Source organism: Phaeovulum vinaykumarii, assembly GCF_900156695.1.
Taxonomy (GTDB): domain Bacteria; phylum Pseudomonadota; class Alphaproteobacteria; order Rhodobacterales; family Rhodobacteraceae; genus Bieblia_A; species Bieblia_A vinaykumarii.
The window spans coordinates 149,804-168,903 of the sequence record NZ_FTOM01000005.1; the positions used below are offsets into that span (position 1 = coordinate 149,804).

Genomic DNA, 19,100 nt, shown 5'->3' on the forward strand with positions numbered 1-19,100 from the left:
GATCTTCGGGTTCTGACCCCGGCCTTGGCGGCCTTACCCCGCCGCCAGGGCGTGTTCCAGCAACACGGCCAGCGCCTCGAGATCGGCGGGGGCCAGGCGTTCGGGCCCCATCCCCTCGCCGGTCTTGACGATCCCCCAGCGGCCCCATTGCCGGGCAAGGACGATCCCGTCGCCCACCTCGAAACGCGCCCCGCGCAGCGGCACGCGCCCCAGGATGTCATCGCGCAGCACCGCAATCAGGCACCGGACCGTGGGGGGCGCGGCGGGAAAGATATGAAGCCCGTCCGAGCCGCCGGTGAAGATGACCGGCGTGGCGGGATCGGCGCAATGCACGAGCTTGAGGCCCGACAAGGGCAGCGAATACTGGACCTGCGGCACCGCCCACGGCCCCCCGATGCGAAAGAAGGCCGGCAGCACACGCGCCGAGACCCCCGGCGGCAGGTCTTGCAGAACGGGCGGCGGGGCGACGTTTCGGGGCCCCACGTCAGGCGGCCTCACCGCGGCACCGACACATGATCTTTGTCGCGCATCATCCTGATCCCACGCACAGATCGCGCGCCCCTGCGCGCGTCATCAATGCTCTATCTCTGCATCCCAATACAGGAAATCGAGCCAGGTCTGATGCAGTTCCGCCTGCGCCAGCGGCAGTTTGCGCGCGGCGGCGTCCAGCTGATGGGGGCTGGGCTCGAACGGCACGCGCATCAGCTTCATCCCGGCCTCGCGCGGGGTCTTGTTGCCCTTGCGCAGATTGTCGGCCGAACAACAGGCCACGATGTTTTCCCACGAGGTGCGCCCCCCGCGCGAGCGCGGCACCACATGATCGAACGTCAGCTCGCGCGCCGAAAAGCGCCCGCCGCAATATTGGCAGCGGAATTCGTCGCGCAGGAACAGATGATAGCGCGTGAAGGCCACCTTGCGCCGCTTGCGATAGCGTTTGAGCGCCACGACGGCGGGCACCTCGAAGGCGCCGCTGCCCGAACGCGCGACGACATCGTCATAGGTCTTCACCTGGATGACACGTTCCTGCATCACCGCAACGAAGGCGGTCTGCCAGGACCAGACCGACAGCGGCGCCCAGGACAGGGGCTGCATGTCGGCATTCAGGACCAGCGTGCGCAGATGCGCCAGATCGGGGCCCGAGCGGAGCGGAGCGTTCATGCGCGCCCCCCCCGAAAAGACGAAAAGCGCGTGCCGGGCACGCGCTCTTGCGAAGGGATGGCAATGTCGGCGCACAGATGCCCCGAACAGCTCAGGGGCTCGACCCACCGGGTCCGGCTGGGGGCGGCGCGGCGCGTTCGGGGCGCGACGCGGTCCATCCGGGGGGCGGCGCAGACATCCGGGCGGGCTGGGCGCCCCGGACCACCGGATTTGCCGCATATTCGGGCGTGAGGAGCAGACATCGACGGGTTCCCGCTTGATCGGGGGTCGTCGCAGAGCGCGCGGCCCCTAGCTTCGACTATATATCGCGGTTGGGCGCTGGCAAGCGCGCAATACCACGATGCCTGCGGGCTTAGCGGGCGGCTGTGACATGGATATGACGGCGCCCGGATCTGCCCGGAAAACGGGCAGCACGCGAAGATGGGGGCCAAAGACGGGGCCAGAAACGGGTGGGGGCGCAACAAGACAAAGCCCCGGATGCACGATCCGGGGCCAGATGCAGGCTTCAGTCACGGCAGGCCTGTCAGATCACAGGCAAGACAATCACGCAGGCGGAATGCGCATGAAAGCGAAGCCCCCCTTGCGCACAGCGCTTCAGCGGCGGGCGCGCACCCGAACGGGCACGGGACGCGGCGCGGGCTTGGGCAAGGCCCAGAGCGCAGCCGTTCCAAGAACGATCAGCGCGGACGCGGAGAGAAGAGCCAGTTGCATGATGCGACCTCCCGTGATGCTGATCTGATGATGGGGGTCCGGGAGGGGTGTTTCAAGCCTTTATCACGCTTTTGACATATTCGCGTCATGGCTGCTTTGCAAAAGCCACAACCCTGCCGCCCAACCCTGCCCGCTTCAGACCCGCCCGTTCTGACCCACCCGTCAGCCCGGCTCCGCCACCCCGAATCGGTCGCGGATGAAGCCGGCCGCAACCGACAGCCCCTCCATCGAGATCGTGTGCCCCTCGCCGCGCATGACATGCCCGTAGGTCTCGAATCCCGCGCCCACCAGCGCCTCGCCGGCCAGGCGCATGTCCTCGAAGGGCACGACCGGATCGGCATCGCCATGCACCAGAAGGACCGGCGGGCGCGAAACCGCCTCGGCGGCCAGCTGCTCGGGCACCAGAAGCCGCCCCGAGAAGGCCACGATCCCCGCCACCGCTTCGGCCCGGCGCGGCGCCACATGCAGCGCCATCATCGTGCCCTGCGAGAATCCGAAAAGGATCAGCCGGTCGGGCGTCAGCCCCTCGTCGGCCAGAAGCCCGTCGATCCAGGCGTCGAGATCGGCCGCCGCCTGCGCCATGCCGGCGGCGGCTTCCTCCTGCGAGGAACCGTCCAGCCAGGGGATCGGGAACCATTGCCGCCCGAAGGGATTGCCGCGGCAGGGCTCGGGCGCATCGGCGGCCAGAAAGACCGTCTCGGGCAGATGCGGGGCCAGCGGATCGGCCAACCCGATCAGATCGTTGGCGTCTGCCCCATAGCCATGCAGGAACGCCACCGCCGAGGTCGCCTTGCCCGCGCGCGCCGCGCGCCGTTCCGTCGCCAGTGTCCGGGTCATCCGACACCCTCCCTGTTGCGCCTTTGCGCGTAATAGGCCCAGAGCGCGCGCGCCGCAACCGCGCGCCAGGGCGACCAGGCGGCGGCCATCGCGTCGAAGGCACGGGTCTTGGGCCGCTCGGGCAGATCAAAGAGCATCCGCGCCGCCTCGGCCAGCGCCAGATCGTCGGGGGCAAAGACATCGGCCCGGCCCAGCGCAAAGATCAGATACATCTCGGCGGTCCAGCGCCCGATGCCGGGCAGCGCGACCAGCGTGCGGCGCACTTCGTCATCGGGCAGGCGGCGCAGCGCGGGATAATCGAGCCGCGCCGACGCGATGCCGGTCAGATAGCGGATCTTCTGGCGCGACAGGCCGCAGGCGCGCAGGGCCTCGGGGTCGGCGGTGGCCAGGGTGGCCTCGTCGGCCAGCCCGGCCTCGGCAAGCCGGGCGCGGATCGCGCGCGCCGCCGCCACCGACACCTGCTGGCCCACGACCGCATCGCGCAGCGCACCAAAGCCGTCCTCGATCCGGCGCAGCGGCAGCGGGCCTGCGGCCAGCACGGTGCCAAAGCGCGGCTCGGCCGCGACCAGCGCGGCGCTGCCCTCGGCGATGTCGTCTTCGGTCTCGATGATGCGTCCGGGCACGGGCGCGGGCCTCCGTTTGTCCCTACCCTGCACGATCGTCCGGCCTGGGGCCAGTGCGGATTTCGTCACCAAGGCGCCGCCCTCCCCCCGCGCCTGACGGGCAGGCCGCGCCAAGCCCCTTTCCCCGCGGGGCGGCATTGGCTAGGGCTTGGGAATGAGCGCGCCCGCCCCCACCCGCCCCGATTCCCGCAGCCTGCGCAATGTGGGCATTCTCGTCCTCGCGCAGGCCGTGCTGGGGGCGCAGATGTCGATGATCTTCATCGTCGGCGGGCTGGCGGGCCAGTCGCTGGCCGAGAACCCCTGCTGGTCGACCCTGCCGCTGTCGCTGATCGTGCTGGGTTCGGTCCTCTCGGCGCAGCCGCTGTCGGAATTCATGGCGCGCTACGGGCGGCGCGCGGGCTTCATCCTGGCCACGCTGATGGGCGCGCTGGGGGCGGCCATCGCGGCGCGCGCGCTCTATGTCAGTTCGTTCCCTCTCTATCTGCTGGGCTCGGCGCTGACCGGCGTCTACATGTCCGCCCAGGGCTTCTATCGCTTCGCCGCCACCGACACCGCCCCCGAGGGGTTCCAGCCCAAGGCGATCTCGTGGGTGCTGGCGGGCGGGCTGGCGGCCGCGATCATCGGCCCGCAGCTGGTCAAGCAGACCGCCCAGGCGATGGTGATCCCGTTCCTGGCGACCTATCTCGTCATCATCGGGCTGAACCTGCTGGGCCCGCTGCTCTTCGCCTTTCTCGACATTCCCCGGCCCGCACCCGCCGCACAGCACGCCCCCGAAGGCCCCGCCCCGCGCAGCCGGCGCGCATTGCTGCGCGACCCGACGATCGCGGTGGCGATGATCTGCGCCATGGTCTCCTATGCGCTGATGAACCTGGTGATGACCTCGACACCGCTGGCCGTGGTGGGCTGCGGCTTCGATCAGGGCGACGCGGCCGATATCGTCTCGGCGCATGTGCTGGCGATGTATCTGCCGTCGTTCTTCACCGGCCATCTGATCGCCCGCTTCGGCCGCGAGACGATCGTGGGCGTGGGGCTCTTCATCCTGGCGGCCTCGGGGGCGGTGGCGCTGGGCGGGGTCGAGCTTGAGCGGTTCTATCTGGCGCTGATCATGCTCGGGATCGGCTGGAACTTCGGCTTCATCGGCTCGACCGCGATGCTGACCGCCGCCCACAGCCCGGCCGAGCGCGGCCATGTCCAGGGGATGAACGATTTCGTGGTCTTCGGCGGGGTGTTCCTGGCGTCGCTGTCCTCGGGCAGCCTGATGAACTGCGCGTCCTCGGGCAATCCGCAGGCGGGCTGGCAGGCGGTCAACCTGGCCATGCTGCCCTTCCTGGTGCTGGCCGGGGCGGCGCTGATCTGGCTGGTGCTGCGCCCGCGCGAAACCCGCTGAACCGCCCCAAACCCGGGGGGAGACCCGTCGTCACGGGCGCGTGGGGGCCGCAGGCCCCCGGCGGGCGCGGCCCCTCGATGGGGCCAAGCCCGCCTCCCCCCTCGAAACTCAGGCCATCAGAACGCGGTGCCCCGAAACTCAGGCCTCACCGCGCAGGGCGCGCAGATGCGCCACAAGCGCCGCGGTCGAAGGCTCGGCCGGCACGGCCTCTCCCTCCAGCGCCGGCGCCAGCGCCAGCGCCAGCTCCTTGCCCAGCTCCACCCCCCATTGGTCAAAGGAATTGATCCCCAGGATCACCCCCTCGACAAAGACCCGGTGCTCGTAAAGCGCCAGGATCCCCCCCAGAGCCGCGGGGCTCAGCCGCTCATAGACCAGAAGCGTCGAGGGCCGGTTGCCCGGAAACACCCGGTGGCGCGCCTGCATCTCCAGGTCGTCCCCCGTGAACCCCCTGGCGGCCATCATCTCGCGCGCGGTCTCGAGGCTGCGGCCCTCCAGCAGCGCCTGCGCCTGCGCCAGGCAATTGGCGATCAGAAGGCGATGCTGGTTGTCCAGATCGGGCTCATGCCCGCGCGCCGCGATCAGGAATTCCGCCGGCACGATGCGCGTGCCCTGATGCAGAAGCTGATAGAAGGCGTGCTGGCCGTTGGTGCCCGGCTCGCCCCAGACGATGGGGCCCGAATGGCGGGTCAGATCCTGACCGTCCATCGCCACGCGCTTGCCGTTGCTTTCCATCTCCAGCTGCTGGAGATAGGCCGGCAGCCGCGCCAGCCGCTGGTCATAGGGCAACACCGCCCGCGTGGCATGACCGCAGATCTGGTTGTGCCAGATCCCCACCAGAGCCAGCAGCACGGGCAGGTTCTCCTGCAAGGGGGCCTCGCGGAAATGGCGGTCCATCGCCGCCGCGCCGGCCAGGAAATCGTTGAACCGCGCAGGCCCGATCGCCAGCATCAGCGACAGCCCGATCGGCCCCCAGACCGAATAGCGCCCGCCGACCCAATCCTCGAAGCCGAAGACGCGCGCGGGCGGGATCCCCCATTCGGCGGTCTTCCCCGTGGCCGAGGACAGCGCCACCAGATGCGCCGCCGGATCCAGCCCCGCCGCCGCCAGCCAGTCGCGCACATGGCCGGCATTGGTCATCGTCTCGATGGTGGTGAAGGTCTTCGAGGCCACGATGACCAGCGTGCGCGCAGGATCGAGCCCGGCCAGCACGTCATGCACATGCGCACCATCGACATTCGACACGAAATGGCACCGCGGCCCGTCGGCCTGGGGCGCAAGCGCCAGACAGGCCATCGCCGGGCCCAGATCCGAGCCCCCGATCCCGATATTGACCACATCGCGCACCGCCCCGCCCGAGACGGTGAAGGCGCCGCTGCGCACGGCCTCGGCAAAGGTGCACATGCGCGCATGGGTGGCGCGCACCGCCGCCATCACGTCCTGCCCGTCCACCTGCACCTCGGCGTCCAGCGCGCGCAGCGCCGTATGCAGGACCGCGCGGCCCTCGGTGCGGTTGATCTTCTCGCCGGTGAACATGGCCGCGCGCGCGGTCCCGATCTGCGCCGCCTCGGCCAGTTCCAGCAGCAATTCGCGCCCCTCGCGGTCGATGTTCGTCTTGGAATAATCGAACAGGAAGCCGCAGGCCGTCGCGCTGAATTCGGCCGGCCGGTCGCCATGTGCAAAGAGCGTGGAGATCGGGCGCGCCGCCACCGATTTGTGATGCGCCGCCAGCCGCGCCCAGGCGGCTTCCAGGGTCTTCTTGCTCATGTCATGCCGTCCAGTGAATGCGCGCGTCGTTCAGGATCACCCGGACCGGCGCCTCGGTCTCGGGCAGGCGGGCGGCGCGCGCCAGGGCTGCGCGCTTTTCCGCCCCGGAAATCAACAGATGAATGCAGGCCGCCCCGCGCAGAACCCGCGCCGAAAGGCTGAGACGGGGCTCGGCGGCGGTGGGCGGATGGAGCGCCATCACCACCGGCGCCTGCGCCGCGAGCGCCGCGGGCAGTTCCGGCGCGCCGGGAAAGAGGCTGGCGACATGCAGATCGGGCCCCATGCCCAGCACCAGCACGTCGATCGGCAGATGCGGCGCCAGCCGTTCGGACAGGCGCGCGGCGGTCTCGGCCAGCCCCTGCCCGCGCGCCGCCATGGACACCATCTGCGCCGCCGCCGCCGGCCCGCGCATCAGCCGCGCCCGGATCTGCCCCGAATTCGACCGCTCCGCGCTTTCGGGCAGCCAGCGTTCGTCGCCCGCAAAGACCGTCACCTGCGCCCAGTCCAGAGGCGCCGCCGACAGGCATTCCAGCATCAACCCCGGCGTCGTGCCCCCCGGCAGGCACAGCGACGCATGGCCCTTGTGCGCCAGCGCCGCGCGCAGGTCCGAGGCCACCCGGTCGGCCAGCGCGATCGCCTGCGCCTCGGCATCGGGATAGTCGATGATCTTCATTCGCGGATCTCCCGCCAGCGCCGCCCGTCGCGGTGCATCAGCATCAGCGCATCCTCGGGGCCCGATGAGCCCGCATCATAGGGTTGCGGCCGATCGCCCCGCGCCTGCCAGCCAGCGATGATCGGATCGGTCCAGGCCCAGGCGGCCTCGACCTCGTCGCCGCGCATGAACAGCGTCTGGTTGCCGCGGATCACGTCCATGATGAGGCGTTCATAGGCGTCGGGCATATCCGCCCCCTCGGCCCCCAGCGCGGTGGCAAAGGACATGTCAAGCGGCACCTGCACCAGCCGCATCCCCCCCGGACCCGGTTCCTTGATCATCACCTTGAGGTTGATGCCCTCGTTGGGTTGCAGGCGGATGACAAGCACGTTCTCGCGCCAGCCGCGGGCATCGTCGAAGATCGAATGCGGCGGCTCCTTGAAGGTGATGGCGATCTCGGAGGTGCGCGCGCGCAGCCGCTTGCCGGTGCGCAGGTAGAAGGGCGTGCCCTTCCAGCGCCAGTTGGCCACATGCACCCGCAGCGCGATATAGCTTTCGGTGTCCGACGAGGGGTTGCCCGCGTCTTCCAGATAGCCCGGACCCCCGCCCCCCGCCAGATATTGCCCGCGCACGATATCGCCGCGGCCCACGGGTTGCAGCGCGCGAATGACCTTGAGCTTTTCATCGCGCACGGCATCGGGGTCGAAATGCCAGGGCGGCTCCATGGCGATCAGGCACAGAAGCTGCATCATGTGGTTCTGCACCATGTCGCGCAGCGCGCCCGAGCGGTCGTAATAGGCGCCGCGCCCGCCCACGCCCACGGTCTCGGCCACGGTGATCTGCACATGGTCGATATATTGCGCGTTCCACAGCGGCTCGAACAGGATATTGGCAAAGCGCACGGCCATCAGGTTCTGGACCGTTTCCTTGCCAAGATAATGGTCGATCCGGTAGATCTGGCTTTCCTCGAAATGCGCCGCCAGCGTGGCATTGAGCGCCTGCGCCGAGGCTAGATCCCGCCCGAAGGGTTTTTCCACCACGATGCGCGCGCCGGGCCCGGCGATGCCCTGCGCCTGAAGCCCCTCGGCCAGATCGCCGAAAAGCACAGGGGCGACCGAGAAATAGAACGCCTGCACGACATCGGGGCGCACCAGGCTGCGCAGGGCCTCCCAGCCGGTGCCGGCCTGCACGTCCAGCGCCACATAGTCCAGCCGGGACAGGAAATCCTCCAGAAGGGCGGCGTCTTGCAGCGCGGGATCGACATGCGCGGCGATCGTTTCGCGGGCCATGGCGCGGAACTCTGCCGAAGACAGATCCGACCGCGCCGCCCCGATCACGCGCGCATCGGTCGGCATCTGCCCCGCGACATGGCGCCGGAACAGCCCCGGCAGGATCTTGCGCTGCGCCAGATCCCCCGTCGCGCCAAAGATCACCAAGTCGAACGGATCGACCGGGATCACGCGCGAGACCATGTTCTGCTCGGTGGTCATGGCTGGCTCCGGCTGTTGGCGCAAGCGGCGCATTCTGCACCCCGTTTGCCCGAGTCTAGCATCGCCGGGCCCCTACGGCCAGTGACCGCGCCGCCCATGAACACACCGCTCATGACGACACGGGCCGACGAGGTGACGCGCCCCCCGAGCCCCCCCGCCTCAGCCCGCCCCCGCCTCAGCCCCCCAGTGCCTTGCCCAGCCGCGGCAGGCGCGCGCGTTTCATCAGCATGCGCAAGGGCAGATCGGTGCCGGCCATGTCCTCGGCGCGGGCATGGACCTGGCCCACGACCGCCGCCACCGCCGCGGGATGGTTCGACCACATCTCCCACAGGAAACCGTCCGGGTCGCGCCGCTCCAGCCCCTCGGCCGCCAACGTGCCGCGCGGAAAATCAGCGGCGTTGAAGGTGATGATGGCCTCGGCGCTGCCGGCGATGGCGCAGGCCAGCACATGGATGTCATTGGGGTCGGGCAGGTGCAGCCGCGCCTCGAGCCCCGGCCGCGGGGCCACCTCGGCCTGCGGGAAGTCGGCGCGCAGAAGCGCGATCTCGCCGCGGGCGATGGCCTCGCCCTCGGGGCCCAGACGCGCGGCGGCCCGCGCCCATTCCTCGAGGATGCGCGCCGACCACAGCGGCCGGTAGAGGCCCGCGCGCGCCACCCCCACCAGGATCTCGCGCAGGACCGTGGGATAGAGCACGCAGGCGTCCAGAACCGCCTTCATCCGTCAAGCCGGAAGAACAGCGCCTTGAGATAGGCGGTCTCGGCCAGCTGCGGCAGCATCGGGTGGTCGGGGCCGGCAAAGCCCGTATGCAGAAGTTGTGCGCGCCGCCCGCCGCGCCCGATCCCGCGCGCCGAGGCATTGCGAAAGGCGGTCAGATCGGCGGCATGAGAGCACGAGCAGAGCCCCAGATACCCCCCCGGCGCAACCAGCGGTGCGGCCAACCGCGCCACGCGTTCATAGGCGCGCAGGCCGGCGTCGAGCGCGCCGCGATTGGGCGCGAAAGCCGGCGGGTCGCAGATCACCAGATCGAAGCACGCGCCCTCCGCGGCCAGCGCCTCGAGCGTGGCAAAGGCGTCCCCGCGCCGGGTCTCGAAGCGATCGGCCACGCCCATCCGGGCCGCGCCCTCGGCGGCCAGTTCAAGCGCGGGCGCCGAGCCGTCGACCGCCAGCGCCGAAACCGCGCCCCCGGCCAGCGCCGCCAGCGCAAAGCCACCCACATGCGAAAAGACATCGAGCACGCGCGCATCGCGGGCCAGCCCTGCGGCAAAGGCATGGTTGGGGCGCTGGTCGTAGAAGAGGCCGGTCTTCTGCCCGCCGGTCAGGTCGGCCAGATAGGTGGCGCCGTTCATCTCGACCGGGACCGGTCCGGACAGCGCGCCGCGCAGAAGCGTGACCTCCTCGCTCAGCCCCTCGAGGCTGCGCGCCCGCCCCGCGCCGTTCTTGACCACGACCGACACGCCCGTCACCGCCACCAGCGCCTCGGCCAGCGCCGCAAGATGGGTCTCGGCCCAGGCGGCATTGGGCTGGATCACGGCCGCATCGCCGAAACGGTCGATGACCACGCCGGGCAGACCGTCGGCCTCGGCATGGACCAGCCGGTAGAAGGGGCCGGGATAAAGGCGCGCGCGCAAGGCCTCGGCGCGGGCGATCTTCGCGGCCAGCCAGTCGCGGTCGATCACCGCCTCGGGGTCGCGGTCCATCACCCGCGCCACGATGCGCGAGGCCGGGTTGACCGTGACCAGCGCCAGCGGCCGGCGCTCGGCATCCTCGAGCCGGGCAAAGCTGCCCGGCGCCAGCGCGCGGGTGCGCCGGTCGATGACCAGCTCGTCGGCATAGACCCAAGGGAAGCCGTGGCGAATGGCGCGGGCTTCGGCCTTGGGGCGCAGGCGCACGACCGGAAGGGGCGTGCCTTCCGGCGCGGGATCGGCATGCGGCGGAAGATCGGGCGCGTGATCGGGGTCGGTCATGGCGGCAGGGTTCCTCTGGCGGTTGCCCCCCCCTCTACCCGCTTGCGCGCCAAGGCGAAAGCCCCGGCAGAGCCCACTTCGGCGCCAAAGCCCCAACGCCGGGCCCGCGCGCGGTCCTTCATGGAAAGGGGATCAGCCGGCGCGCCGGGCCAATGCGCGCACCAGGCCAACGCGCCCCCCTGCGCACGTCAAGGAACTCATGTCGAGCAGATCCATGAGCGCCTCGGGCCGACCGACGCGCGCGCGCACACGCCAAGCGATCCGGCCCGAACGACGCGCCCGCGCGCAAGCGCCGCCTGCGGCCCGGCCTCGATGGCCGGGGCGCAGGCTCCCCCGCCACGGCCCAACGCCAGGGCCGACCGCCCGCGCCGGGACGCGCACTCAGGCGTGAAGCTGCTTGTTCACCGTCTCGGTCAGCTCGCTCAGCGAGAAGGGCTTGGGCAGGAACACCGAATGCTCGACCGGCGGATTGCCGTCGTTGAACACGTCCTCGGCATAGCCCGAGACAAAGACCACCGGCACCTCGGGGCGGGCCTTGCGGGCCTCGCGCACCCAGCTCGGACCATCCAGACCGGGCATGATGACATCGGTCACGAAGATGTCGATGCGCAGTTCCGGATCCTCGAGGATGCGCAGCGCCTCTTCGGCATTCTCGGCCTCGAACACGGTATAGCCGCGCAGCTTCAGCGCCCGGCTGGCAAAGGCGCGCACCGGCACCTCGTCCTCGACCAGCAGCACATGCGCCGTCGACGGCTGAAGCGCACTTTCCGCGGCCGGGGCCTCGGCGGGCGCAGGCGTCTCGGTCTCGAGGCTGCCGACATGGGCGGGCAGATAGATGGTGAAGCACGACCCCGCCCCCACGACACTGTCGCAGAAGATATAACCGCCGGTCTGCTTGACGATGCCGTAGGCGGTGGACAGCCCCAGCCCCGTGCCCTCGCCCGCGCGCTTGGTGGTGTAGAAGGGCTCGAAGATCTTGCCCAGCTTGTCGACGGGAATGCCCACGCCCTCGTCGTTGACGCGCACCACGACATATTCGCCGGGCGGGATCGACACCCGGTCGCGGCGCACCTCCTGGCTGAACAGCACGTTCTCGGTCTCGATGCGGATCGTGCCGCCGCCGGGCATGGCGTCGCGCGCATTCACCACCAGGTTCATGATGACCTGTTCCAGCTGGCGCCGGTCGGCCCGGATCAGCCGCAGCGCCGGGTCATGCGACAGCGTCAGCGTGACCTTCTCGCCCACCAGCCGGTTGAGCAGATGCGTCAGATCCGACAGCGTGTCGCGCAGGTCGAAGATCTGCGGCTTCAGCGTCTGCTTGCGCGAGAACGCCAGAAGCTGGCCCACCAGGCTGGCCGCGCGATTGGCGTTCTGGCTGATCTGGTTGAGATCGGCGAAATCCGGGTCGCCCTTGTCATGGCGCAGCATCAACAGGTCGCAATGCCCGGTGATCGCGGTCAGCAGGTTGTTGAAATCATGCGCGACACCGCCGGCCAGCTGGCCGATGGCCTGCATCTTCTGGCTCTGGACGAATTGCGCCTCGAGGGTCTTGAGCTGGGTCGCATCCGACAGCACCGCGACCAGGCCGGGCCGCCCCTCCTCGACCGTGCGCGACAGTGTCACCTGAAGGAACACCTCGCGGTCGGGACGGCGCGCGCGCAGCACCTCGGGGCGGCGATCGGCCCGCCCGGCCACCGCATCGGCGATCCAGTCATTGACCGGCCGGCCGAGGCCCTCGAGCAGATCGCCCAGCCGCGCGCCGGCCTCGAAACTGCCCACCAGCGCTCGCGCCGCGCGATTGGCGGCCATCACCACGCCCTCGGGCGTCAGCCGCATCAGCGCCACCGGCAGCGCCTCGAACGAGGTCGGATCGGCCGCGGTCGTGCGCCCGGTCACCATGGGCAGAAGGTAGATCTCGCGCCGCCCGCTCGGGCCCTCGATCTCGGCCACCACGGCGCGGACGGTGCCGGTAGGGGTGGTGATCTCGTGCTCGGCCCCCGAGCGCAGCGGCAGATCGGTGAAGATGCGATCGAGCGTGCGCACGCGCTCGCCCACGATGCGGCGCAAGGGCTCGTTCATGTAAAGGATGGTGTCGGTTTTCGAGACGGTCAGCATCGGCAGGCTGATCGTGTCGGTGCCCTGCGCGGTGACGGGGCGTTCGAAGATATCCTCGAGCCGCCACAGGAAGCATTCCTCGCCGACCAGATGCACCGACATGCGCACCTGCCCGCGCCGCGTCACCACATCCTCGCGCGCGGCCCCCAGGCCCGCGGCCCGCGCCTGCATCCGGTGCAGCACCGCCACCGGATTGGCCAGCGTCTCGCCCAGCGCACGGGCCAGCGGCATGCCGCGCCAATAGCCGAAACGGTCCTCGGCCGCGCGATTTTGATAGGTGATGCGCCCCGAGGGGTCGGTGGCGAAACTGGGCGCGCCGTCATGGGCGATGAAATCGGCCAGATGCGCATCGCGCCGCCGCGCCACCAGCCCCGCGATCCCGCGCGCCGCCAGCAGCAGAAGCGCGGTCGTCAGAAGCGTGGCGCCGATGCCCAGAAAGACCAGCTTCAGCCCCTGATCGCCCAGCACCCACGACAGCACGAAGGCCGCCAGCGCGGCCAGGATCAGCCAGGGCGCGCCGGCCGCAAGTCCTCCGATACGGCCCAAAGCCCCCGTCATGGGCGCCTCCTGCGGCACCGAAGGCCCCTGTCCGGATTCGTCATTGCTCATCACGGGGCTGTCTGGTCCCTGCTTGCACGATTGCGGGCCGGCATGCGGCTTCCCCCTGAACGCCACAACCACAACAGGTTGTCAACCGGCCGCTGCTCTGCACAACAGCGAGAAATGGAAACCGTCACCGCCTGACAATGGCGTCAGATCCTGACGCACAGCCAGCGACCAGCCCGGATGCGCCGCCAGAAAGGCCGCCACGCGGGCGCCATTCTCGCACGACAGCAGCGAACAGGTCATGTAGGCCAGATGCCCGCCGGGGCGGACATGCGCCGCCCCCTCGGCCAGAACCTGATCCTGAAGCGCGTTGAGCGCGGCAAGGCGCGCCGCGTCCAGCCGCCACTTGGCCTCGGGCGTGCGCCGCCATGTCCCCGAGCCCGAACAGGGCGCATCGACCAGAACCAGATCCCAGACGCCCCGCACCGCGCCGGGCGCCAGCTTCTCGATGCGCACGCCGGCACGGGCCGCGCGCGGGGCGATGTCGCGCATGCGCGCCGCCTCGACATCATGCGCCGCGACACGGGCCCCGCGCGCCGCCATCGCCAGCGCCTTGCCCCCGCCCCCGGCGCAGTAATCCAGCACCCGATCCCCCGGCGCCAGCGGCAGCGCCGCCACCATCGCCTGCGAGGACGCGTCCTGCACCTCGACCAGCCCTTCGACATAGGCGCGCGCGCCCTGCACCCGGCGCGCGCCCGCCGTGACCTCGAGCGCGGTGGGCGCCAGCGGATGGGGCGTGGTCTCGATCCCTTCGGCGGCCAGCGCGGCCGCGGCCGCCGCGCGATCATTGCGCGCCAGATTGGCCCGCAGGAAGAGCGGCGCGCGCTGGCGCTGGGCGCGCATCACCGGCTCGAAATCCGCGCCAAGGTCTGCGCGCAGAAGGGGCGCCAGCCATTCGGGGCAATCGAGCGCGGCCAGATCCTCGGCAGAACTCTCGGCCGCATTTGCGGCGGGCCCGTCGTCCGCACCTGCGGCCAGACGCGCAAGCTCCTCGGGCGTCAGCGGCGCGGGCGCGTGGCGGGCACCGGTGAAAATCGCGTCAAGCGCGCCCCCCGCCGCCAGAACCTGCGCCGCGATCAGCCCGCGGCCCGTCAGCCCCCCACGCGCCGCCAGCGAGGCCCGGCAGCGCAGCGCGTCATAGACCAGATCGCGCACCGCCGCGCGGTCGCCCGAGCCCGCAAAACGCGCGCCGCGCGCCCATTGGGTCAGCGCGGCCTCGGCCGGGGTGCCGTCCAGGTGGCGGTCAAGGATCTCGATGGCGGTCTGGGCGCGGGCGGCGGGCGTCATGGCGGCGGGCCTCGGGGTTCGGGTCGGTTCGGGTCGGGTCGGGTCGGGTCGGGTCGGGTCGGGTCGGGTCGGGTCGGGTCGGGTCATGAAGACCGCACCGGCGCGCCCATGACAAGGGCCGCACCGGGCCGCCCATGGGCTTTTCCCGCGCCACTCTCTAGACTGGCCAGCATCCGCGCACCAGAACCGCCGAGCCCCATGCGCCCCAATCCCCCCCCGCGCACGCCCTATTCCCCGCGCAAGTCCCGCCCCCGGCGCAGCGCCCGCCCCCAGCGCAGCGCCCGTCCTGCGCGCAGGCCCGCGCGCCTGATCGCGCTGATGCCTGCCGCGGGGGCGGCGCGGCGGATGGGGCGCGACAAGCTGTTGATCGCGCTTGACGGCGCGCCGGTCGCGCGGCGCAACCTGATGCGGCTGCGCGCGGCGGGGTTGGACGTGGTGGTGACGCTGCCGCCGGGGGCACCGGCACGGGCGCGGGCGCTGTCGGGACGGGGGGCGCGCCTTTTGCGCCTGACGGATGCCGCCGAAGGCATGGCGGCCTCGATCCGGGCGGGCGCGCGCGCGGCCCGGAATGCGCAGGCCGCAGGCCTTCTGATCCTGCCGGCCGATCTGACGGCGGTGCAGGTCGCCGCGATCCGCCGGGCCTGCCGGATCTGGCAGCACCGGCCCGACCGCGCGCTGCGCGCCGTCTCACCAACCGGCGAACCGGGCCATCCGGTGATCCTGCCCGCGCGGCTTTTCCCGGCGCTGATGCGGCTGGCGGGCGATCGCGGGGCGCGCGGGCTTCTGGGCGCGCGCGGGCTCACGCGGCTGCGCCTGCCGGGGGGCATGGCGACCGCCGATCTCGACACGCCCGCCGATCTACCCCCGCCCCACCGCTGAGCGCCGCCCCCTCAGGCAGCCAGGAGCGCGCGCACCTCATGGGCGCGCAGCGAGGCCCGCGCCGCCGGATAGGCCGGCCCGCCCGCAGCCAGTTCGGGAAACAGCATCTCGAGCTCGGCCCGCTGCGCCGCCCCCATCCCCTTCATCACCGTGGCGCCGGGTTGGAAGCTCTCGCTCCAGGCGCCCTCGGCGCGGATGATCTCGTGGCAGTCGAACATCACATGCAGATAGCTGACCGAGGTCACGTTCTCGCGGGTGATGCCGGGACAGCCCACCAGATGCAGCGCCGCAGCCAGAACCTCGGTCTCGCCGAACAGCAGTTCCGCCCGCGCCCCCGTCAGCAACATCCGGTGCTGCGGCGACACGACCAGATCGCGCGCCGGCACCCCCGGCCCCAGCGCCCCGGCGGCAATACGCACCGGCATCAGCCGCGGCGCCGCGATCAGATCGCCCGGCCCCAGGTCGCGCCGCCCGGCCCAGACCACGGTGCGAAAGCCGCAATCGCGCGTCAGCACCCGGTCGCCGGGGCGCAGATCCTCGACCGGGACCGGGCCGTCGCGCGTGTCGATCCGCGTTCCTGCGGTGAAACAGGGCACGACCGAGATGCTCTCGATATTGGAAAACTGGGTCGTGTCGCCATTGGCCCAGCGGATCACCCCGCTTTCACCGCTGGGGTCGGTGGCGTCATAGAGCACCCGCGCGCGCCCCTGCACGACCAGCACATCGACATCCGTGCCGTCGGCATCCTCGCCGCCCACGACGACATCGCCCGCGGCCTCGTCCCAGTTCAGCGTGATCGTGTCCGACCCGGTGCCGCCGTCGATCACATCGACCCCGGCGCCACCGTCGATCACGTCATTGCCGGCGCCGCCCAGGATCGTGTCGTCGCCCGCCTCGCCGTAAAGGCTGTCGTCGCCGCCGCGCCCGTCGAGGTAATCCGCCCCGTCGCCGGCGAAAAAGACGTTGGTATAGGCGTCGGCGGCGGCGGTCGAGAACGGGTCGAACCCGATCAGCGTGTCGTCATGGGCCGACCCGATCAGGCCATCCACCCCCGACAGCGTGTCGCCCGCAGCGTCCCCCCCCGAGGCCGTGCCATTGGCCAGCGAGATCGACACCCCGGCGTCCGAGGCCGAATAATCCGCGAAATCAAGCCCCTGACCGCCCGCCAGAACATCGGCACCGGCGCCGCCGGCCAGCGTGTCGTTGCCCGTCCCGCCCTCAAGCGTGTCATCGCCCGCGCCCCCCGACAGGCTGTCGGCGCCCGCCTCGCCCATCAGGCTGTCATCGCCCAGCCCCCCCAGCACCGTGTCGTTGCCGTCCCCCGCCGAAACCACGTCGTCATCGGTCGGCACCGCCTCGAAATGGATATCCGAGATCAGCACCAGCTGGCCCGCCGAGCCACCGTTGGCATAGAGGATCTCGACCCGCGCGACCGGCCCCGCGATCGACACCAGAACCGAGCCTTCGGCCGAGGCGGCGGTGTCATTGGTGCTGCCCGCGGTGATCGTGGAGCCGCTGACCGTGTCATTGCCCGAAGGCGTGATCGTCACATCGACGGCATTGCCGTCGGCGTCATAGGCGGTGATGGTCAGGATATCCTGCCAGCCCCCGGCATCGACATCATTGATGCGGAAGCTGACATTCTCGACGCTATCGGCATAGCCCGAGCCCGAGACGGCCGAGAAATCCACCGCCACCCGCGCGGCATTGCCATAGCCGCTGGCCTCGAGCAGGGCCGAGGAGCTGGGGTCGAAGGGCTCGCCGCTCTCGACATAGGTGGTGGTGCGGCTGGCGACCGAAAGGCCGCGCCCCGGCCCCAGATCGGTATAGCTGACACGGGCATTGATGCCGCCGGTGTCCTGGGTGAAGCTGCGCGCAATCGACGTGCCATTAGCGCCCTGGGCTGACCAGTCCAGAAAAAGAGACGTATTCGCAAGGCTTTCCACGCCGGCATTGATGTAGTCGTCGCCCGCATCCGCGGTGATCGTATCGGACCCGGCGCCCCCGGTGATCGTGTCCGCCGCCAAGCTGCCGGACAGAAGCTCGTCCCCTGTCCCGCCGGTAATCACACTCATCGCAATCTCCTGCCTCGCCGCAGTGCCAAGGTGACGACAATGCGGTCGTTGACGCAGGATTAAGCGGGGATCGGGGCACGATCCGGGCGTGATGATGCGATTTTAAGGAATTGTTAACCACTTGCGCCACATTCGCGCCACATTTCCCCGCCGCCGCGGCCCCGTCGGACGGAACCAAATTCCGTCGGGGCCCCAGCGGCTTGGGGCGGGCTGTGGCGAAAGCGGCCCGCGCCGAACACCCCCGCTGCGGCAAACGACCCGACAAACGCGGCGAAATCAGGACGGCCGGCGGCGCGAAACGCCGCAGGCGGGGATCACAGATCAGACCCGGCGCGTCTGGCGGAGACTGAGCCGGTGGGAGATGGGACGCCTCTCGCCCGAAGGGGCAGGCGCAACCGAAAGGCAGAACCTCGGCCGATGGGAAGGGCTCAGCCGCGGGGATGGGCGCGGGCAAAGGGGACCGAATCGAACCGGCTCAACCGATCGCGGGGCCCAGATCGGGGCGCACGGCCACATCGGCCCGTTCCGGCGCGACCAGATCGGGGAAGCGCGCCCGCAGATCGGCCTGCACCTCGGGGTCAAGTGCGGCAAGGCGCAAGGCATCGGCCTGGAAGCTTTCGGACCAGATGCCGTCGGCCATCACCAGTTCATGGCGCGCCAGCAGCAATTGCACATAGGTCACCTGCGCCACCGATGCGCGTTCGATCCCCGGACGGCCCACCAGATCGGCGGCCGCGATCAGACGCCCGGATTGCAGCGTGCCGGCCGCAACATCGGTGGTCAGGAACCGGTGGTTGGGGCTGACCAGAACATCGGCTTCGGGCAGATCGGCGCCCAGCGCGCCCTTGCGGATCAGGACCGGCCCCAGAAGCTGCGGCGCCAGGCCCAGCGCGCGCCAGTCGAAGCGGCGATAGCCGATCCAGGCCAGTTCCTGAAGCCCGTTGTCGCGCGTGACGATGCGCATGCCCGGCCGCAGCGCCGAGGCGCGGACCAGACCGCGGTCCGAGGCCACCATCGCCTGCGGGCTCAGGCAGGGCACGGCCTGCGCAGCCAGGGTAAAGGACAATTCCGCGCGCTGCTGGCCTTCGGCATCGGCAACCCCGATGAGCCCGTTGCGTTCGTCATGATCGGAAAAGGCAAAGCGGCTGGCCAGACGCCCCTCTGCGCCCAGGGAGAAGAGCTCGCTCAGATCGGCAAGGACATTGGCGCCCGCAGCGCCCAGCGTCAGATCTGCAACCGTCATCCCATACGCTCCCACGGCATCGATTCCCGGATGCCTTCAGAACGCCCCCATAAGGTTAACATTATGCCAAGCTTCCCCGACGTCCTAGCGCCAACGCCCTGAAAAAGCCGAAAATCGTTAAAATGGGCCCCGTCCGGGCCCCCGCGCGCGCAGGGCCTGCCCCCGTCCGCAAAAGGCGCCCCGCCCCGGCCGGGAACCGATTCGCCCCGCTGCGCCCTACCGAAACGCAAAGGGGCGGGACCGCCCCCGCGCCCCGCCCGGATGGGGCCCGCTGCCACGGGCCCCGCATGCGACCCGGTCTGCTGCGG

Annotated in this window: 15 protein-coding genes; 2 read left to right on the top strand and 13 right to left on the bottom strand. The window is 70.5% G+C overall.

The window, feature by feature from the left end; translation table 11 throughout:
• Positions 1–33: 33 nt before the first annotated feature.
• From BW949_RS11405 to BW949_RS11420, 4 genes are all read right to left on the bottom strand, one after another.
• Positions 34–483 carry a hypothetical protein gene (locus BW949_RS11405; RefSeq protein WP_143524447.1) on the bottom strand — a complete coding sequence of 150 codons (450 nt, stop codon included), beginning with the start codon at positions 481–483 and terminating at the stop codon, positions 34–36.
• A 90-nt stretch (positions 484–573) separates the two neighbouring features.
• Positions 574–1,158, bottom strand: coding sequence for an HNH endonuclease (locus tag BW949_RS11410; RefSeq protein ID WP_076366169.1), 585 nt, complete (start codon positions 1,156–1,158; stop codon positions 574–576).
• Positions 1,159–2,031: 873 nt separating this feature from the next.
• The gene (locus tag BW949_RS11415; RefSeq protein ID WP_076366172.1) at positions 2,032–2,706 is read right to left on the bottom strand and encodes an alpha/beta hydrolase; all 675 of its coding nucleotides are present in this window, start codon (positions 2,704–2,706) and stop codon (positions 2,032–2,034) included.
• Positions 2,703–3,329, bottom strand: a complete 627-nt coding sequence (locus tag BW949_RS11420; RefSeq protein WP_076366174.1) for a DNA-3-methyladenine glycosylase family protein — start codon at positions 3,327–3,329, stop codon at positions 2,703–2,705. Before BW949_RS11420 ends, BW949_RS11415 begins: the two co-directional genes overlap by 4 nt.
• Before the next feature lie 154 nt (positions 3,330–3,483).
• Here BW949_RS11420 and BW949_RS11425 point away from each other — a divergent pair, with 154 nt between their 5' ends.
• Complete coding sequence (locus tag BW949_RS11425; RefSeq protein ID WP_076366176.1) at positions 3,484–4,716, top strand: MFS transporter; 1,233 nt, start codon at positions 3,484–3,486, stop codon at positions 4,714–4,716.
• Between the two features lie 138 nt (positions 4,717–4,854).
• Here the strand turns inward: BW949_RS11425 and pgi are convergent, their stop codons facing one another.
• From pgi to BW949_RS11460, 7 genes are all read right to left on the bottom strand, one after another.
• Complete coding sequence (gene pgi / locus BW949_RS11430) at positions 4,855–6,465, bottom strand: glucose-6-phosphate isomerase (RefSeq protein ID WP_076366306.1); 1,611 nt, start codon at positions 6,463–6,465, stop codon at positions 4,855–4,857.
• Positions 6,466–6,481: 16 nt separating this feature from the next.
• Positions 6,482–7,153, bottom strand: coding sequence for a 6-phosphogluconolactonase (gene pgl / locus BW949_RS11435; RefSeq protein ID WP_076366178.1), 672 nt, complete (start codon positions 7,151–7,153; stop codon positions 6,482–6,484).
• The gene (gene zwf, locus BW949_RS11440) at positions 7,150–8,604 is read right to left on the bottom strand and encodes a glucose-6-phosphate dehydrogenase (RefSeq protein ID WP_076366308.1); all 1,455 of its coding nucleotides are present in this window, start codon (positions 8,602–8,604) and stop codon (positions 7,150–7,152) included. Before zwf ends, pgl begins: the two co-directional genes overlap by 4 nt.
• A 193-nt stretch (positions 8,605–8,797) precedes the next feature.
• A complete protein-coding gene (locus BW949_RS11445; protein WP_076366180.1) occupies positions 8,798–9,340 on the bottom strand; it encodes an RSP_2648 family PIN domain-containing protein in 543 nt (180 codons plus the stop codon).
• Complete coding sequence (locus BW949_RS11450) at positions 9,337–10,587, bottom strand: RSP_2647 family RNA methyltransferase (RefSeq protein WP_076366182.1); 1,251 nt, start codon at positions 10,585–10,587, stop codon at positions 9,337–9,339. Before BW949_RS11450 ends, BW949_RS11445 begins: the two co-directional genes overlap by 4 nt.
• 381 nt (positions 10,588–10,968) lie before the next feature.
• Entirely contained in the window at positions 10,969–13,260 is a 2,292-nt protein-coding gene (locus BW949_RS11455; RefSeq protein WP_235816282.1) for an ATP-binding protein, read from the bottom strand.
• A 132-nt stretch (positions 13,261–13,392) separates the two neighbouring features.
• Positions 13,393–14,595 (bottom strand): RsmB/NOP family class I SAM-dependent RNA methyltransferase, encoded by a 1,203-nt coding sequence (locus tag BW949_RS11460; protein ID WP_076366186.1) that lies wholly within the window; start codon positions 14,593–14,595, stop codon positions 13,393–13,395.
• A gap of 198 nt (positions 14,596–14,793) precedes the next feature.
• Between BW949_RS11460 and BW949_RS11465 the strand changes: the two genes are divergently transcribed.
• On the top strand, positions 14,794–15,474 hold the full coding sequence (locus tag BW949_RS11465; protein ID WP_235816283.1) for a nucleotidyltransferase family protein: 681 nt from the start codon (positions 14,794–14,796) through the stop codon (positions 15,472–15,474).
• 11 nt (positions 15,475–15,485) lie between these two features.
• On the opposite strand, the gene BW949_RS17585 is transcribed toward BW949_RS11465, so the two are convergent.
• Together BW949_RS17585 and BW949_RS11475 are read right to left on the bottom strand one after the other, a co-directional pair.
• On the bottom strand, positions 15,486–17,549 hold the full coding sequence (locus tag BW949_RS17585) for a Hint domain-containing protein (RefSeq protein ID WP_076366188.1): 2,064 nt from the start codon (positions 17,547–17,549) through the stop codon (positions 15,486–15,488).
• Between the two features lie 475 nt (positions 17,550–18,024).
• Positions 18,025–18,792: a Hint domain-containing protein gene (locus BW949_RS11475; protein WP_076366190.1), complete on the bottom strand. Its 768-nt coding sequence runs from the start codon at positions 18,790–18,792 to the stop codon at positions 18,025–18,027.
• Positions 18,793–19,100: the final 308 nt, after the last annotated feature.

Coding starts and splice junctions, on each gene's coding strand:
- BW949_RS11410 (WP_076366169.1), bottom strand. CDS start 1,158: ATGAACGCTCCGCTCCGCTCGGGCCCCGATCTGGCGCATCTGCGCACG.
- BW949_RS11415 (WP_076366172.1), bottom strand. CDS start 2,706: ATGACCCGGACACTGGCGACGGAACGGCGCGCGGCGCGCGCGGGCAAG.
- BW949_RS11425 (WP_076366176.1), top strand. CDS start 3,484: ATGAGCGCGCCCGCCCCCACCCGCCCCGATTCCCGCAGCCTGCGCAAT.
- pgl (WP_076366178.1), bottom strand. CDS start 7,153: ATGAAGATCATCGACTATCCCGATGCCGAGGCGCAGGCGATCGCGCTG.
- zwf (WP_076366308.1), bottom strand. CDS start 8,604: ATGGTCTCGCGCGTGATCCCGGTCGATCCGTTCGACTTGGTGATCTTT.
- BW949_RS11445 (WP_076366180.1), bottom strand. CDS start 9,340: ATGAAGGCGGTTCTGGACGCCTGCGTGCTCTATCCCACGGTCCTGCGC.
- BW949_RS11450 (WP_076366182.1), bottom strand. CDS start 10,587: ATGACCGACCCCGATCACGCGCCCGATCTTCCGCCGCATGCCGATCCC.
- BW949_RS11455 (WP_235816282.1), bottom strand. CDS start 13,260: ATGACGGGGGCTTTGGGCCGTATCGGAGGACTTGCGGCCGGCGCGCCC.
- BW949_RS11460 (WP_076366186.1), bottom strand. CDS start 14,595: ATGACGCCCGCCGCCCGCGCCCAGACCGCCATCGAGATCCTTGACCGC.
- BW949_RS11465 (WP_235816283.1), top strand. CDS start 14,794: ATGCGCCCCAATCCCCCCCCGCGCACGCCCTATTCCCCGCGCAAGTCC.
- BW949_RS17585 (WP_076366188.1), bottom strand. CDS start 17,549: ATGAGTGTGATTACCGGCGGGACAGGGGACGAGCTTCTGTCCGGCAGC.
- BW949_RS11475 (WP_076366190.1), bottom strand. CDS start 18,792: ATGACGGTTGCAGATCTGACGCTGGGCGCTGCGGGCGCCAATGTCCTT.